Annotated in this window: 13 protein-coding genes and 1 riboswitch; of the genes, 12 read left to right on the top strand and 1 reads right to left on the bottom strand. The window is 53.7% G+C overall.

What is annotated here, in order from left to right:
* The 5 genes from FCN15_RS11965 to FCN15_RS11945 all read left to right on the top strand — a co-directional run bounded on the left by FCN15_RS11965 (position 1) and on the right by FCN15_RS11945 (position 7,502).
* Positions 1-2,001: a peptidoglycan D,D-transpeptidase FtsI family protein gene (locus FCN15_RS11965; RefSeq protein WP_138495249.1), complete on the top strand. Its 2,001-nt coding sequence runs from the start codon at positions 1-3 to the stop codon at positions 1,999-2,001.
* Between the two features lie 285 nt (positions 2,002-2,286).
* On the top strand, positions 2,287-4,368 hold the full coding sequence (locus FCN15_RS11960; protein WP_138495248.1) for a peptidoglycan D,D-transpeptidase FtsI family protein: 2,082 nt from the start codon (positions 2,287-2,289) through the stop codon (positions 4,366-4,368).
* Positions 4,369-4,528: 160 nt separating this feature from the next.
* Complete coding sequence (locus FCN15_RS11955; RefSeq protein WP_138495247.1) at positions 4,529-5,275, top strand: Cof-type HAD-IIB family hydrolase; 747 nt, start codon at positions 4,529-4,531, stop codon at positions 5,273-5,275.
* A gap of 4 nt (positions 5,276-5,279) precedes the next feature.
* Positions 5,280-5,771: a DUF456 domain-containing protein gene (locus FCN15_RS11950; protein WP_138495246.1), complete on the top strand. Its 492-nt coding sequence runs from the start codon at positions 5,280-5,282 to the stop codon at positions 5,769-5,771.
* 96 nt (positions 5,772-5,867) lie between these two features.
* Entirely contained in the window at positions 5,868-7,502 is a 1,635-nt protein-coding gene (locus FCN15_RS11945) for a putative polysaccharide biosynthesis protein (RefSeq protein ID WP_138495245.1), read from the top strand.
* A gap of 95 nt (positions 7,503-7,597) precedes the next feature.
* Here the strand turns inward: FCN15_RS11945 and FCN15_RS11940 are convergent, their stop codons facing one another.
* Positions 7,598-8,938: a DUF2515 family protein gene (locus FCN15_RS11940; RefSeq protein WP_138495244.1), complete on the bottom strand. Its 1,341-nt coding sequence runs from the start codon at positions 8,936-8,938 to the stop codon at positions 7,598-7,600.
* A 115-nt stretch (positions 8,939-9,053) separates the two neighbouring features.
* Here FCN15_RS11940 and FCN15_RS11935 point away from each other — a divergent pair, with 115 nt between their 5' ends.
* The 7 genes from FCN15_RS11935 to FCN15_RS11905 all read left to right on the top strand — a co-directional run bounded on the left by FCN15_RS11935 (position 9,054) and on the right by FCN15_RS11905 (position 16,302).
* Positions 9,054-9,404 carry a thioredoxin family protein gene (locus tag FCN15_RS11935; RefSeq protein ID WP_138495243.1) on the top strand — a complete coding sequence of 117 codons (351 nt, stop codon included), beginning with the start codon at positions 9,054-9,056 and terminating at the stop codon, positions 9,402-9,404.
* A gap of 203 nt (positions 9,405-9,607) precedes the next feature.
* On the top strand, positions 9,608-10,540 hold the full coding sequence (locus tag FCN15_RS11930) for a COX15/CtaA family protein (protein ID WP_138495242.1): 933 nt from the start codon (positions 9,608-9,610) through the stop codon (positions 10,538-10,540).
* Between the two features lie 237 nt (positions 10,541-10,777).
* Positions 10,778-12,559: a UbiD family decarboxylase gene (locus FCN15_RS11925; protein ID WP_138495241.1), complete on the top strand. Its 1,782-nt coding sequence runs from the start codon at positions 10,778-10,780 to the stop codon at positions 12,557-12,559.
* Positions 12,560-12,601: 42 nt separating this feature from the next.
* Positions 12,602-13,339, top strand: a complete 738-nt coding sequence (locus FCN15_RS11920) for a Cthe_2314 family HEPN domain-containing protein (RefSeq protein ID WP_138495240.1) — start codon at positions 12,602-12,604, stop codon at positions 13,337-13,339.
* Positions 13,340-13,438: 99 nt separating this feature from the next.
* Positions 13,439-13,557: riboswitch (SAM riboswitch) on the top strand.
* 108 nt (positions 13,558-13,665) lie between these two features.
* Positions 13,666-14,700: a methionine ABC transporter ATP-binding protein gene (locus FCN15_RS11915; protein WP_138495239.1), complete on the top strand. Its 1,035-nt coding sequence runs from the start codon at positions 13,666-13,668 to the stop codon at positions 14,698-14,700.
* Between the two features lie 2 nt (positions 14,701-14,702).
* Entirely contained in the window at positions 14,703-15,371 is a 669-nt protein-coding gene (locus tag FCN15_RS11910) for a methionine ABC transporter permease (RefSeq protein ID WP_138495238.1), read from the top strand.
* A gap of 67 nt (positions 15,372-15,438) precedes the next feature.
* On the top strand, positions 15,439-16,302 hold the full coding sequence (locus FCN15_RS11905) for a MetQ/NlpA family ABC transporter substrate-binding protein (protein ID WP_138495237.1): 864 nt from the start codon (positions 15,439-15,441) through the stop codon (positions 16,300-16,302).
* Positions 16,303-16,469: the final 167 nt, after the last annotated feature.

The following is a 16,469-nucleotide window of genomic DNA, read 5'->3' as shown; positions in this document are numbered from 1 at the left end:
ATGAAAACGAACAGGTACGGTGAGGATCCACAGGCCAGGGAAATCTCGATGCAGCGCCATTTTAACATCCGCCTGAATGTTTTTTTCTTTAGCGCATTTGCGATTTTTACGGTTATCATCATCAGGCTCGCAATCATTCAATTTGTCGAAGGCCCCGACCTGACAGCTCTGGAAACGAACCAGACCTTCAGAGAGATCCCGCTGCCTCCCGGCCGGGGGACGATTTACGATGATACCGGGGTTAGATTGGCTTATTCAACGCCTGTGCAGTCTTTATATATTACCTTGCTGAAGGATTACAGCAGCGGATCGGGTGCCAAGAACCGGCCTGAAGCGCTGGCGCTGGCTGCCGACATCGTCAAGATCTTTGACAAATACGGCGACCCTTCCAGCCCCAAAATGACGGTGAATGACGTCGTAACGGCGATGGATCTTGACTCCAAAATCAGCGGGGGCTACGCGCCGCGCCGCATCAAGGAGGACCTGAACGAGAAGGAAATTGCTTATTTTATGGAGCATAAGAATGATTTTCCGGGCATTGATGTGGTTGAAGAGAGCATCCGCCATTACGACTCTGACCGGGTTGCGGTACAAACGATCGGCTATACGAAAAAGTTCAAGGGCGCATCCTACAGTCTGCCCCTTTATGAGCAGCTGCGGTCGGTGAAGTCGTCCGATCCAACGCTGCAGTACATAGACACCGAGGACGTCGGGTATGACGGGCTGGAATACCAATATCAGGCGGAGCTCCGCGGCCGCAACGGATTCAAGAGCGTGCCGATCAATGCGCAGAATATGGTGAGCGGAACCGCCCAGTATACCGCTCCTGAGAAGGGCGGCGATCTTCACCTGACCCTGAACAAGACCATTCAGCTCAAAACCCAGCAGGCCATTACCGACCAGCTCAATTGGCTGCATACCCATCCGGTCAGCGGCGATCTTCATCCCAATGCCAAGACCGGATATGCGGTTGCGATGGAAGTGGAGACCGGGAATATCGTCGCGATGGCAAGCATGCCTGACTACGATCCCAATACGCAGGAGGGCTGGAGCATTGAGAATTATCAGAACGGGACGATTACCCCGTACAGCTCAGGCCGCTCCGGGCACAATCTGGAGTCCGTGGTGCTGCTCGGTTCGACGATCAAGCCGCTGTCGGTGCTGGTGGGCCTGAATGAGAAGCTGTTTACGACGACGACCTCCTATCAGGACAGAGGGATCGCGGAATTCGGTAAAGACGGCTCCACTGTCCGAAATTCCCAAGGACACGTTTACGGGTATTTGCGAAGCCCGGCCGAAGCGATCCGCCATTCCTCCAACGTCTTCATGGTCGATATGGTCGGCAAGAAAATGTACAGCAAATACGGCTCAGACGGCATCGCCAAATGGGACAGCTATATGAAGGAATTCGGCCTTGGCGTATCAACCGGAATTGATCTTCCCAATGAATATTTAGGCACCCTTGAATATAAAAATGAATCGGAAACCGCCCTCTCCCGGCTTGTCTATGCCTCCTGGGGACAGCAGGGCAAATATACAACGATGCAGCTTGCCCAGTACGCCGCGATGCTGGCCAGCCGGGGCAAACGGATGGAGCCGCATCTTGTCAGCAAAATTACGGACAGCACCGGCAAGGTCATCAAGACGTTTGAGCCGAAGGTGCTGAACGAGGTGGATTTTAACAGCAGTTATTGGAAGGAAGTCATTAAAGGGATGGCGACCGATGTCAGCGCGTTTGACGGGTTTGCGTATGACTTTGCGCGCAAGACGGGAACCTCGACCCAGGACGTCTACATTAAAGGACATAAGGTTCAGACGGATAACGGGGTCTTTATCGCTTTTGCGCCGCGGGAGAATCCGAAGCTGGCCGTAGCCGTAGTCATTCCGGAGGGCGGCTTCGGCGCCCAGAGCGCCGCGCCTGTGGCGCGTAAAATTTTTGATGCGTATGACCAGGAATACGGCCTGGACGGCGTTCCGAAGAAAAACGTCTCGAAACCCTAAAAAGCAATACAAGACCGGCGGTCCAGGACTGCCGGTTTTATTTTTTTTCGCCAAAAAAAGTGTAACTATCCCGGTTTATAATCGTTAGTTTAATAGATTTACCAGGCGGCTGAGCCTTGCCCCCGGTTCCCTCAAGCCAAATTTCACCATCATTCGCGAATATTCGCAGTTCTCCGCTTACGTATGCTAGAATAGAGTTCTGATTATTTTACTAGATTGCTGTGCCGGATCCGCATTGATCTGCGCCGGTACCAAGAATATAGAAGGCAGGGTTGAAGGAAAGAAATGAAGAAGAGCTATCAGGATGATCCGCAAAAGCAGGAGGCTTCGCGCCAGCGTCATTTTAATATTCGTCTGAATGTGTTCTTTTTTAGCGCTTTTGTCATTTTTACCGTTATTATTGTGCGTCTTGCCATTCTCCAGTTTGTGGACGGCCCGAGCCTGGAGGCAGAGGAGAGCAGCCAGACCGTCAAGAAGGTTCCGCTTACGCCCATCCGGGGCTCAATCTTGGATGCAACCGGGGTTAAGCTGGCCTATTCGGAGCCGGAGCAGTCGCTGTATATCACCTTGCTGAAGGATTACAGCTCAACAACGGGGATGAGCAACCGTCCGGAAGCGGTCAAGCTTGCCCAGAAAATTGTAGATGTGTTCAACAAGTACGGGGAAGCGAAGGACAAGACAACGGCTGATGAGATTATCGACGCAATGGACCTGGATTCCAAGCTGAGCAGCGGTTTTGCGCCGCGCCGTCTGAAGGAAGGACTGACGGATAAGGAAGTCGCCTACTTCATGGAGCATAAGACGGAATTTCCGGGCGTAGACGTCATCGAAGAGAGCGTGCGGAAATACGATACGGATACCGTAGCGGTTCAGGCGATCGGCTACATCAAGAAATTTAAAGGGGCCTCGACGAGCCTTGATAAGTACAAGGAACTGAGAAACCTGGTGTCCGACGACCCCGGCGAGCAGTACACCGATAACGAAGATGTAGGCTTCGACGGTCTGGAGTACGAATACCAGGATGAGCTGCGCGGCAAGAACGGGTATAAGAGCATTCCGGTTGATCCGCGGAACATGGCCGACGGGGTTGCTGAGATCACGCCGCCGGAGAAGGGCGATGACCTGCACCTGAACATCAACAAGAACATTCAGCTCAAAACCGAGCAGGCGATCATGGACCAGCTGGACTGGCTCCATACCCATCCGGTCAGCGGCAAATATCATCCGAATGCGCAGACCGGTTTTGCTGTGGCGATGGAGGTGGACACCGGCAAGGTGGTCGCCATGGCCAGCATGCCGGATTATGATCCTAACGTATGGTCCAGCGGCGGCATTTCGCCTTCGGATTACGAAGCGATTCAGAATGTGTACTTGAACGGAACGATCCGTTCCTTCCAATCCGGCCAAAGCGGAGTTCACCCGGAATCGGTTGTGCTGATGGGTTCGACGATCAAGCCGCTGTCGGTTATGATCGGGCTTAATGAAGGGCTGTTTACGACTTCAACTTCCTATAATGATACGGGTGTCGCTTATTTTGGTAAAAATAACTCGGCCTCCGTCCATAACTCGCAGGGACATGCCTACGGTTATCTGAGTTCCCCGGCGGACGCCATCCGCCATTCCTCGAATACGTTTATGGTCGATATGGTCGGCGAGAAGCTGTGGAAGAAACTCGGGGATGACGGCATCACGCTTTGGGATAAATACATGAAGGAATTTGGCCTTGGCGTGCTTACCGGAGTGGATTTGCCGAACGAATACAAAGGCTACCGGGAATATGTGAACGAGAAGGAAACCTCGCTGTCCCGACTGGCTTACGCTTCTTTCGGCCAGCAGGGGAAATATACGACGATGCAGCTGGCGCAGTATGCCGGCATGCTGGCAACCCGCGGGAAGCGGATGCAGCCGCAGCTGGTGGACAAGATTACCGATTCGAACGGCAATGTCGTGAAGCAGTTCACGCCGAAAGTGCTGAATCAGGTTACCTTTAAGGACAGCTACTGGAATGAAATTCTGGAAGGCATGGCGACGGACGTGCATGAGGCGTTTGACGGATTCCCTTATGATTTCGCCCGCAAGACCGGTACTTCCACGCAGACGATTTACGGCAACGGCCAAAAGGTCGATGTCGACAACGGCGTATTTATCGCGTTTGCGCCGCGTGAGAATCCGAAGCTGGCCGTAGCGGTGGTCATTCCGGAAGGCGGCTTTGGCGCCTATAGTGCTGCTCCGGTAGCACGGAAAATTTTTGACGCTTATGACTATGAGTATGGTCTGGACGGCGTGCCGAAGAAGACGCTGCAAACCCAAACGCAAACAACGACAGATGCTACAGCTCAAGACAACAGCCAAAGCGGGAACAACTAAGATGACTTCCGGGGGAGCTGTCCGACAGGACGGCTCCTTTGCTTGTCTAAGGGTGCCCGTGGTTGGTGCCTTGCACTGATTGTGGTAAAATGGCGTTACGTGTGAAATAGCGAACAGATAAAGCTTGGACATAAGGATAGGATAGAGGAGATGAGCACAAATGAAATACCGTATGCTTGCGCTTGATATGGATGGAACTCTGCTGAATGGCAATCATCAAATTTCACCAGAGACGGCAAAATGGATTCATAAGGCTTCCGAAGCCGGTGTCCACGTTTGTTTGTCAACGGGAAGAGCTTATAATGAAGCGGCACCGTTCGGTGCGGAGCTTGGGCTGGATACACCGATGATTACGGTGAACGGCAGTGAGGTCTGGAAGAATCCGAGAGAGCTGTACCACCGGGAGCTGCTTGGACCTGAACTGGTTGAGAAAATGCACCGTTTGTCCCTGTCCAAAGAGGTTTGGTTCTGGGCTTATTCGGTGGAAGGCCTGTATAACAAAGAGAACTGGCGCGAAGGTGTCATTCAGGAGAACCAGTGGCTGAAATTCGGCTATAACATCCATGATGACCAGATTCGCCATGAAGTAATGATGGAGCTCCAGAACATGGGCGGTCTTGAAATCACCAATTCTATGCCCTGGAATATTGAGGTGAACCCTCAAGGCATCAGCAAAGCCAGCGGCATCCAGACCGTATGCGGACTGCTGGGCGTTGACATTTCCGAAACGATTGCCGTTGGCGACAGCTTGAACGATCTGGCGGCCATTCAGGCGGCAGGCCTGGGCGTGGCGATGGGCAATGCCCAGATTGCGGTGAAAGAGAATGCGGATTACGTGACAGCCTCCAATGACGATGATGGCATTGTGGAAGTGATCCGGAAATTTATCTTCGCGGACGGAGAGTGAGAAGATGTGGGTTGAGATCATCGGCTGGATTCTTGTTATTGCTTTGTTTGTAACAGGACTTGCCGGGGCGGTCTTTCCTGTGCTGCCCGGTGTGGTTGCCGTGTATGCGGCCTTTTTTGTTTATGGCGCATTCTTTGGCTTCCAGCATTTCGGCTGGGTATTCTGGAGCCTGCAGACGCTGATCGTGGTTGTGCTGCTTGTGGCGGATTACCTGGTCGGGGCCTGGGGCGTCAAGAAGTTTGGCGGCAGCAAAGCCTCCGTATGGCTGAGCACCATCGGGGCGATTATCGGGCCGTTTGTCATTCCGGCTTTCGGTCTGGTCATCGGACCGTTCGTGGGGGCGGTCATCGGCGAGCTTCTGACCGGGGCCGGCATCAAGCAGTCGCTTAAAGCGGGTGTCGGTTCAGTCGTCGGCTTGTTCAGCAGCATGGCGGTCAAAATCATTCTGCAAATCGTGATGATTGTCGTATTTTTCATCTGGATCTTCAGTTTCTAAACGCTTAAGGAAATGCTCAAGGAAATGTTCAAGGAAATGCTCATGGAAAGGCTTCACGGCAGGGCTGCGGGGGCCTTTGGAAAGAGGGAATTCTGCTTGTCTAAAAAGGAATCATTCATCAAAGGTACATTAATTTTGGCGGTTGCTGCACTGGTGGCCCGGGTGCTGGGCATGGCGCAGCGGGTGCCGCTTGAGCATATTTTTGGAGCGGTGGGGAATGCGTCGTTTACCATCTCAAATAATGTGTATTTGCTCCTGTTAACTGTTGCTACAGCCGGAATACCCAGTACGCTCAGCAAAATGGTATCAGAGCGCTACGCACTGCAGCGCCCTTCGGAGGCCAAGCGGATTTATCATGCGGCTTTGATATTCGCAGCGATAACCGGTGTGCTGATTACTGTCCTGCTCTATATTCTGGCTCCGGTTTATGCCCGCATGGTTTCCGTTCCGGAATCGGCGCTCGCGATTCGGGCTTTGGCCCCGGCACTGCTGCTGTTTCCGGCTGTCGCCATGATGCGCGGTTATTTTCAGGGCCGCAACATTATGGCCGCAGGCGGGATCTCGCAAATCATCGAGCAAATTCTGCGGGTGATCGCAGCCATTGGCATTGCGGTCGTGATGCTGAATGCCGATTATTCGGACAAATGGGTAGCTGCCGGTGCTTCATTCGGCGGAGTATTCGGAAGTATTGGCGCTTTTGCGGTCATGCTGTTTTACTTTAGAAAAATGCGCCGGGAGGACAGCCAAACTCATCTGGAGGATCTGTCCGCAGGAGAAGCGCCAATTCCGTTTAAACAGATCTACGCGAGCATTTTTAAATTATCAATTCCGATTGTGTTATCTTCATTGGCGATTCCAGCTGTTTATTTCATTGACGGTTCCATCGTTGGCCCGATGCTTAAAGGGCAGATCGGTGAGGAACATGCCAAGTATCTGCTCGGCATTCTCGGCAGCCGCGCGCAAAGCATCGCCGGTATCCCGCCGATCCTGTCCATTGCGCTGAGCACCTCGCTGATTCCGATTATCTCAGGTGCTTTTGCGCGGAAGGACATGCCGTTTCTGCAGAAGCAGATTACGCTGGCCATGCGCATCTCGGTTATCACCGGCATGCCGATTGTGCTGGCGCTCGTCACGGCCTCATACTCCGTAAACGGTCTGCTGTACAGCTCTTTGGACGGCAGCGGCATTATTGCCCTGCTGACGCTGGGGACGATTTTTCAAATTACGATGTCTACAAGCAGCTCGATTCTGCTCAGTATGGGCAAACCGAACCTGTCGATGGTCCATGTGCTGGTTGGGATCGGGGTCAAGCTGGCGGTCAGCTTCGCGCTGGCTCCGTTCTTCGGGATCTACGGCATCATCGCCGGTACCGGGCTGTGCTTCCTGGTCATCACGCTGCTGAACCTGCGTTCCCTGAAGCAGATCGTTCCGTTCTCCATTCTCGGCGGACGCTGGATGGGCTTCGTGGTTACCGTAATCCTTCTGGCAGGAATCGGCTACGGACTGAATGAGGCCGGTATTCAGCTGGTTCATGTTATGCCGCACCGCCTTGCATTTTTGATCACTTGCTGTATTGTAGGCGGCGCAACTGTGGCGCTTTATCCGGTCATGCTGATTGTGCTGCGTGTTATCCGCCGCGAAGAGCTGGAGAGCTATCCGCGTCCGATCCGTAAGCTGCTGCGGCCGTTGATGCGTTTCGCACCTTCTGCGGCGCAGCGTTCGGAAGGATAAAGCTGACGGGGCATGCGCAATTGAAAGAGGTCTGAATAAGCAGAATAAACAGAACAGGCGGACATTCTTCTGATGAAGGGTGTTCGCTTTTTTGCTTACCGGGAATTTGATTTGCTGACTTTATAACGGTGTATGCCGGCAGCGGCATCATGGGCGTAGGCGCGCTTCAGGAGATCGATCCGGTGGGCCCCGGTCATTTCACAGAGAAGAGGACAGGCAGGCGTGCTGATCTGCGGGAGGCACTCGCCGCTCACAAACCAATCCTCTCTCGTCACAGGTTCATAGGGAGTGTCTTCGTAGACGTCAAGCAGCCGCGGTGAATAGATGGGGCTTGCAGATTCCTTTGAGGCCAAAGGAGTGCGCAGCAGGCCCATTCCCTGGCTTGGCGCCCCCTCGGCTTCCTCTGGGCATGCGGCAAACTGCCCGGGCCAGTAGTCCACGCGGGAGCCGGTGTGGGGCGTGCTGAAGGCGAACTGCCCGGCTCCCCGGAGCACCTCCTGGAGACCGAATAAAATGGTATATAAATGCTTGCCGATGCCAATCCGGGCGTCCAGGCTGGAGAAATTCCGCATCGTTCTCCCGGCCAGCCTCGGTTCACCGGTATTGCCGCCTGAGGGCGCGGTGAATGGAAGCAGCAGCTGGTTAATGCCGCTCCAGGCTCCGAGCCGGAACGGCGCGGTTCTCATCACCTTCTGCTGGAAGAAGGGGTGCTGTACAACTCTTTTCTCAATATAATTCTGCTCATTAATAATGAGTCCGACGGCGAGCAGGCTGCTGGAGCGGCTCAGCCAGAAGTAGTCCCAGAAGGGCTGCATGAACCGGGAAACATGAAAGCAGGGCAGCAGATGGAAGAAGCTTTTGCCATGGCGTTTGCTGTGGGCATAAAGAAGCAGCTGGGGATATGCATCCTGAAAAATAAGCGCATTGCTCCGTTCCAGAAACCGGTAGGTGCGGTAGATATCGCTGTCTTCGAGCAGCAATTCCGTTTGGCTGCCTTTGAGATCGCTCATATTCCAGCCGGCATTGCGGGATACCATATGGGCGAGGAACGCCCAGTGCAGCTCCGGAAATTCCCGGTACAGCTTCAGATAGGCGGCCGTCCGGGTCAAATTGCTCCGGTTATCCCGTTTGACGGCTAAAGCGGTATCGGCTAAGATCTCTTCCTCCTTCCCGGTCAGGCCGCCGGCCGTCTCTCTATTAAGCTGGAACCTCGCCGGCTCCCCCTGCCCCTTCCGGCGGAGCTGATCCTCAAGTTCGGCGCGCACAAAGCAAGCTGCAGTTTCGTTCCAGTCCAGAGCTTGTCTGGACAGATGCAGCTTGCCGGATGCGCTTAAATCCTGGAGCTTGCCTGCGGCTGAATGCCGCAGCGCGGCGGGCAGGGACAGCAGCATATTGCGCCATATTTTCTCATTCTTGCCGCCTTTCAGGTGCTTCAACGGGCAACCCTCGCTTCCGGGATGTTTCTATAATCCTAGTATTGCCCAACGATTTGACTTCCACTCGCAGGTTTGATCTACTTAAAGAGAAAATTGATGAAAGGGATGATATAACATGCAGCAAGTGAAGACAGCAGAGCAATTCCGTGAACTAACCGCTTCGGAAGGCCTGACCGTTGCCGTATATAAAGCAGATTGGTGCGGGGACTGCAAATTTATAGATCCGTTTATGCCGGAAGTGGAGCAGGAATATGCAGACCGTCTGAAGCTCATTCAAATTGACGTGGAGGAGCTGGAGGAGATCAGCCGGGAGCAGAATGTCCTCGGAATCCCGAGCTTTATCGCTTATTCGAACGGCAAAGAGCTGATCCGGTTCGTCAACAAGCTTCGCAAATCCCGCCAGGAGATCGAAGATTTCCTGAATAAAGCCATTGCCGTGAATGAAACGCTGAAAGCTCAATCATAAATATCACAGCGGCGGACGCAAAGGGCTTTATTTTCACAAGTGTTGGACATTTTGTCACAAGTCACATGTGATACAGGCTTTGCCATCCGGTATAATGATAAATGGATTCAATCCATTTCGTTACAGCCTTCAGCCGATCTTCATCCTGTATGAAATGAGGCTGGATGGCAAAGCTTTTTAATAAAAATATTGCAGGTGATAGAATGACAACCAAACAGTTGAAATGGCTGGCTTACGCCGCTACATTGTTCGTGTTTCTGGCTACCTTTGGGGGCGGTGTTGTCACCAAGACAGAATCCGGACTGGGCTGCGGAAGGCAGTTTCCGCTGTGCAACGGCAAATTTGTGCCCGCGCATACCATAGCGTCGATTATTGAATTCTCCCACCGCGGTGTCAGCGGCCTGGCCGGAATTCTGGCGCTGGCGGCTTTCGTGGCTTTTATGATCTGGCGCAAAAACCGCAGGGACCTTCGCATTTATGCTTTCTTGGCTTTATTATTTGTTGTGATTCAGGCTGCGATGGGCGCCTTGGCGGTAGTCTTTACGCAGTCAGCTTCGATTATGGCGCTGCATCTGGGCTTTGCCCTGATCTCCTTCGCAAGCTCGGTGATGCTGTCGCTTGGCATCCGGGAACAGGACAAGCAGGAAGCGATGGTTCCGGCAGAGCCGCCGCGCAAGGTGTCCAAAGGGCTGAGCACCCTGAGCATTATTACAGCCATATATACCTACATCGTGGTTTATACGGGGGCTTATGTGACCCATACCGATTCGGCGGGCGCATGCTACGGGTTTCCGCTCTGTAACGGGAAGCTGGTTCCGCCGCTGTCAGGCGGTGAAGGCATTCAGTTTATGCACCGCGCTGCCGCGGGGCTGCTGTTTGTGCTCATTGCAGTTCTGGCCCATTACGCATACCGGAACAAGTCGGGCAACCGTGAGGTCCGCGGTTTGGGACTGGCCTCGATCATTCTGATCGTGCTGCAGATTTTTGCCGGGATTGCGGTGACTTATACGGTCGATAATTACGACTGGTATCTGTTTACGTCCATATCCCATATTCTCATTATTGAGGTGCTGTTCGGCCTGCTCTGCTATATGGCGGTCAGAACCTCGATCCTCAGCCGGAATGACAAATCATAAGAATGAAAAATCATAAACAACCAGCCATTGCAAATGGCACTTTCTAGCCTTGGACAGGCCCGCAGACGGTACGCCGTAAGCGGGTCTTTATTTTGTGAAAGTTATTGTAAAAGTTATTGCAAAAGGTCTGGTGCAGGATAAGCCCCGGATTTGTGGTATATTGGAAACAAAGAGCTTGTACACGAAGATTTGTCAGACGGATAAACAGAGCTGCAGCCAATTTGGGAGGGAAACCGCTTGAGTTATAAAAATTTACGTCAGTGGATCGAGGCACTGCGCAAGGAGAACGACCTGGCCATTATCGAGGCGCCTGTCGATCCCTATTTGGAGCTGGCCGAAATTCACCGCAGAGTGATCGAGGAAGGAGGGCCGGCGCTGCTGTTCACCAACGTGAAGGGCACGCCGTTCCCGGTTGCCACGAATCTGTTCGGCACGGTCAAACGCGTCGACATGGCATTTGGGCCTAAACCGGAGCAGATGGCGAACCGGCTGGTCGGGGCGCTGGATTCGCTGATGCCGCCTACGCCGAAAGCGGTCTGGAATGAGCGGGGTCTCATCTGGGATGCGATGAAGCTGGGCTGGGGAACTATTCCGAAGACCGTCTCCAAAGCCGATGCGCCGGTTCTGCAGGTATGCCGGACGGAAAATCCGCTGGCTGAGCTGCCCAAGGTCACCAGCTGGCAGGAGGACGGCGGGCCGTTCATTACGCTGCCGCTCGTTTATACCGAGAACCCGCTGAAGCCGGGCGACCACAACCTGGGCATGTACCGGGTCCAGCTGTATGATGACCAGACCACCGGCATCCACTGGCAGATTCATAAGGGCGGCGGGTTCCATTACCATGAGGCGGAGAAGCTGAATCAGGCGCTGCCGGTTACGATTCTTATCGGCGGGCCGCCGGCTCTGATCGCATCGGCGATTGCACCGCTGCCGGAGCATTTGCCGGAGCTGCTCATGACCTCCTTCGTTATGGGCGAACGGCTGCCGATGGCCGAGAACCCGCTGGGCGGGCACCGCATTCCGGCCGAGGCCGAATTCGCCATCTACGGGTCCGTGCCTCCGCATGAGCGGCGGCCGGAGGGACCTTTTGGAGACCATTACGGCTATTACTCCCTGAAGCATGATTTTCCTGTGCTGAACGTGAAGCATATGTGGCACCGCAAGGATGCCATTTATCCGGCGACGATCGTCGGCAAGCCGCGGCAGGAGGACTATTACCTCGGCGACTTCCTGCAGAAGCTGCTTTCGCCGGCATTCCCGCTGGTGATGCCTTCCGTGCATACGGTCTGGACCTACGGAGAGACCGGACACCACTCGCTGGCTTCCGCGATCGTGAAGGAGCGCTACTCCAGGGAAGCGCTGGTTGCCGGCTTCTCCATCCTGGGGCAGGGCCAGCTGTCGCTGACCAAATTCCTGATGCTGACGGACGTGCATCTCGATCTTGCGGACTTCCGCAAGCTGCTGGAGACGGTGCTGGAACGCTTCAACCCGGCGGCGGACTTGTTTATTTTCAACAACACCTCACACGACACCCTGGATTATACGGGCAAACGCCTGAACCACGGCAGCAAGGCAATTCTGATCGGCGTCGGCGACCCGGTCCGGCAGCTGCCTGCAGCATACACAGAAGGAGAAATTGCGGAAATTGACCACATTGCTCCTTACCATAAGGGTTGTCTGGTTGTTTCCGGGGCATCCTATGAGCAGGAGCCGGAGCTTGCGGTGCGGGTGCTTGCCCGTTTGCGCGAACGCCAGACGGAGTGGCCGCTGGTCGTGCTGGTGGATGACGCCCGGACGGTTGCAGCCAGCACAAACAAGTTCCTTTGGACGGTGTTCACCCGTTTCAACCCGGCCACAGACATTTATTCCGAGGCGGAAGTGCGCCAGCATCATCTGGCCTACAGCCTGCCGCTGGTCATTGACGCGCGTATGAAGCCCGGTTATCCGGATGAGCTGAATCCGCGGGAAGATATCGTCAAATTGGTGGACGAGCGTTGGAAAACCTATTTTCAGGGGTAATGAGTTAGAGAGCTTTTCATTCGCTGGAGGAGGGATTTAGATATGCTGCGCACTTTACTCGGAGAGCCGCCGCGGGAGAACGAGGGTCTGCTTGCGGAAGCGATTGAATTGATGGCCGAAACCGTCCATTTGGTCGAGCGGGAAATGGAACGCAGCCAGGATCCCACTCACGATTACCGGAAGATGGAGGTCTGGACAAGAGGTCTGATCTCGTCGCTGGACGAGCTGGAGCAGAGCGCGTTTGCGGCCGGATTTTTCCGGAAGAAGGTAGAGAAGGACTTTGTAGAGGACATGGATCCTTTAGAGAAAAGCGATTACGCAAGGTATGTGTATTTCTACAAGGACGGATTCATCCGCCTCTTCTCACTGCTGGACAAGCTGGGCTGCGTGCTGGACGATTTCTTTAACCTGCATACGGAGAAAGTCAAGCCGCATTATTCTTACTTTACCGTACTGCGTCAATTCCCCTACTTAAAGGTACATCCCGCACTCGGGGAGAAGCTGGAATCGATCCGGGAAGCGTATAAGGAGCCCATCTCGGTGCTGCGCAAGCGCCGGAATACGGAGATTCACTTCATGAATGCCGAGCTGCAGGATGATTTGTGGCAGAAGCACCAGACGCTTCATGGCAAGATCGAGCTTGAGGATCTGGATCAGCATATGAAGGATCTTTGGCTGGGCTACGAAATGGCCTGCAAATCTTTAATCGCCGTGTTCGGTTATATCAATGAGCAGTTTCACCAAATGAAGGTTTCGGCTGCGGGGCACAGTCAGGGGTGATGAAATTTCCAGAAACAGGATGAAAATTTTCTTTGACAAACGTTGTAAGAATCCATATACTAAGATCTATCTTCAATAATTCTTGTCACAATTTTATATTTCTTATCAAGAGAGGCGGAGGGAAAGGCCCGATGAAGCCCAGCAACCGATTCAAATGTCTGCATTTGAATGTCATGGTGCTAATTCCTCAGAATGCTTGGCATTCTGGCAGATGAGAAGGCGTAATCTCAAATTTCGAGAGTCCTGAACATCTGTTCAGGGCTTTTTTTAATAGCTCTTTTTTAATAGCTCTTTAAGCAATAAGAAAAGAAAGGGGGGCCCTAGATTTGATAGAGTTAAAAGATATCACCAAAATTTACGGCTCCAAGGCAAAAGCAACCACCGCGCTGAAGGACCTCAATTTGACGGTGGAGCAGGGCGAAATCTTCGGCGTAATCGGCCACTCCGGCGCCGGCAAGAGCACGCTGATCCGGTGCATCAACCTGCTGGAACGTCCAAGCAGCGGCGAGGTTTGGGTTGGAGGACGGAACCTGACTTCTCTTGGAAAGAGAGAGCTCCAGCTTCAGCGCCGCCGCATCGGCATGATCTTTCAGCATTTTAACCTGCTGTCGTCGGCTACGGTCTACGACAACATCGCTTTTCCGCTGAAGCTGGCGGGTGTGGACAAAGCAGCTGTGAAGAGCAAAGTGGAGGAGCTGCTGAAGCTGGTCGGACTGGAAGCGCACAGCGGCAAATATCCGTCTCAGCTGTCGGGCGGCCAGAAGCAGCGGGTCGGAATTGCGAGAGCGCTGGCGAATGATCCGGACGTGCTGCTGTGTGATGAGGCGACCTCGGCGCTTGATCCGCAGACCACGGATTCAATTCTAAAGCTGCTGCTTGACATCAACCGCAAGCTCGGGCTGACCATCCTGCTCATTACCCATGAAATGCATGTGATTCAAAGCATCTGCGATCGTGTAGCGGTCATTCATGCAGGCGGCATTGTGGAGCAGGGGCCGGTAGCGGAGGTCTTTCTGAAGCCTAAGCATCCGGTAACCAAGGAATTCATCAGCCGCGAGGTAGCAGGCAGCGCTCCGGCGCAGCTGCAGGCTCAAGGCACAGGCACTGCAGGAGAAGGGCAGGCCCAGGGCAGTCCGGTTTACCGCCTGACCTGTCTGGGCGATCATACGTACAGCACCGATTTGTCTGAAGCGGTCCTTCGTACAGGCGTCCAGTTTGCGATTCTGCAGGGAACGGTCTCCACGATCAAAGAGATTCCATACAGTCAGCTGACGGTCCGCTTTACGGGCCAGCCTGAGGCGGTAGAGCTCACGGTGAACCGGCTGCGCGAGCGGCATATTGATGTGGAGGTGATTGGCTGACGATGTGGGGACTCGACTTTTCACAAATTGACTGGACGGAAATGAAGCAGGCTTCCTATGATACGCTGGAGATGATGGGCTATTCGCTTCTCTTCACAATCATCATCGGATTGCCGCTGGGCATTATTCTCTACATGACGGCTCGTTCGAATAACCGGGTTATCAAATGGATTTACAATGTAATTTCATTCCTGGTGAATATTCTGCGTTCCGTACCGTTTGTCATCCTGCTGATTTCGCTGCTGCCGCTCACCAAGCTGATTGTAGGCACCACGCTGGGCGTCACAGGCACCATCCCGCCGCTCGTTATCGGCGCTGCTCCTTTCTTTGCGAGACTGGTGGAGACCAGCCTGCGCGAGGTGGACCGCGGCGTGATCGAGGCCGCTTATGCGATGGGCGCATCAACCGGACAGGTTGTCCGCAGGGTGCTGCTGCCGGAGTCGCTGCCCGGGCTTATCGCAGGGGCAACCATAACGGCGGTAACGCTCGTGTCTTATACGGCGATGTCAGGCATGGTCGGGGGCGGAGGCCTCGGTGATCTTGCGATCCGGTTCGGCTATTACCGTTATGAAAAAGAAGTCATGATCATTGCCGTGCTGTTTATGATCATCCTGGTTCAGATACTGCAGATGGCCGGCGACCGGCTGGTGCGTCATTTTACACGGAAATAAGGGAAGCTAAATAGATAAAGAACTACGTCCTTAATTCAAATTCATTATTCAATGGAGGGTTTATCACATGAGAAAATTTTCGCTCGCTCTGCTCACGATTATGATGGTGGCTGTGCTGGCCGCCTGCGGAAGCAACAACACGAACAATGCTTCTTCCTCTTCTGCGGACACATCCGCTGCTCCTGAGGCTTCTGCAGCCGCTTCTGCTGAGCCGGTCAAGCTGGTTGTAGGCGCTACAGCCGTGCCGCATGCCGAAATTCTGGAGCATATCAAACCGGCTCTGGCGGCAGAAGGCATCGACCTGGAGATCAAAGAATTTACAGACTATGTACTGCCTAACAAAGAGCTGGCTGACAAGACACTGGATGCTAACTTCTTCCAGCACCAGCCTTACCTGGATGACCAGAACAAACAGCTGGGCACCGATCTGGTAGGCGTTGTAGGCGTGCATGTAGAGCCATTTGGCGCATACTCCCACAAATACAAAACCGTTGATGAAATTCCTGACGGCGCAACGGTTGCGATTCCGAACGATGCGACCAACGGCGGACGCGCTCTGCTGCTGCTTGCGAAAAATGGCCTGATCACGCTTAAAGACGGCGCAGGGATCGAAGCTACCAAAGCTGACATTGTTTCCAATCCGAAAAATTTGAAGTTTAAAGAGATGGATGCTGCAATGCTGCCGCGTACATTGGATGAAGTGGACTTGGCGCTCATCAATACGAACTATGCGCTGGAAGCGGACCTGGTACCGACGAAGGATGCGTTGTTCATCGAAGATAAAGATTCACCTTACACCAACCTGCTGGTAGCCCGTCCGGATAACAAGGATTCCGATGCGATTCAGAAGCTGGCCAAAGCGCTGACTTCCGAAGATGTCAGAAAGTTCATCGAAGACAAATATCAAGGTGCTGTTGTTCCGGCGTTCTAATCTGCACGGCTATAAGCGGTTTTCCCTTTGCATGATGCGGGGAAAGCCGCTTTTTTTGCATAGCGGCAGTCCTGAAGCTCAAGGCTATGGGCGGGATGCTTCCTGCAGGTGAAGGGCCTGGTGGTTGTGAAGCGCTTTTTTATCTTCTATACTATAGGAATTGGGAA

It is taken from the genome of Paenibacillus pinistramenti, from assembly GCF_005869875.1.
Classification (GTDB): domain Bacteria; phylum Bacillota; class Bacilli; order Paenibacillales; family Paenibacillaceae; genus Fontibacillus; species Fontibacillus pinistramenti.
The sequence above is the reverse complement of the archived record's forward strand: the minus strand, read 5'-3'. Positions and strand labels throughout refer to the sequence as shown.

Coding starts and splice junctions, on each gene's coding strand:
- FCN15_RS11930 (WP_138495242.1), top strand. CDS start 9,608: ATGACAACCAAACAGTTGAAATGGCTGGCTTACGCCGCTACATTGTTC.
- FCN15_RS11955 (WP_138495247.1), top strand. CDS start 4,529: ATGAAATACCGTATGCTTGCGCTTGATATGGATGGAACTCTGCTGAAT.
- FCN15_RS11910 (WP_138495238.1), top strand. CDS start 14,703: ATGTGGGGACTCGACTTTTCACAAATTGACTGGACGGAAATGAAGCAG.
- FCN15_RS11960 (WP_138495248.1), top strand. CDS start 2,287: ATGAAGAAGAGCTATCAGGATGATCCGCAAAAGCAGGAGGCTTCGCGC.
- FCN15_RS11965 (WP_138495249.1), top strand. CDS start 1: ATGAAAACGAACAGGTACGGTGAGGATCCACAGGCCAGGGAAATCTCG.
- FCN15_RS11920 (WP_138495240.1), top strand. CDS start 12,602: ATGCTGCGCACTTTACTCGGAGAGCCGCCGCGGGAGAACGAGGGTCTG.
- FCN15_RS11935 (WP_138495243.1), top strand. CDS start 9,054: ATGCAGCAAGTGAAGACAGCAGAGCAATTCCGTGAACTAACCGCTTCG.
- FCN15_RS11950 (WP_138495246.1), top strand. CDS start 5,280: ATGTGGGTTGAGATCATCGGCTGGATTCTTGTTATTGCTTTGTTTGTA.
- FCN15_RS11905 (WP_138495237.1), top strand. CDS start 15,439: ATGAGAAAATTTTCGCTCGCTCTGCTCACGATTATGATGGTGGCTGTG.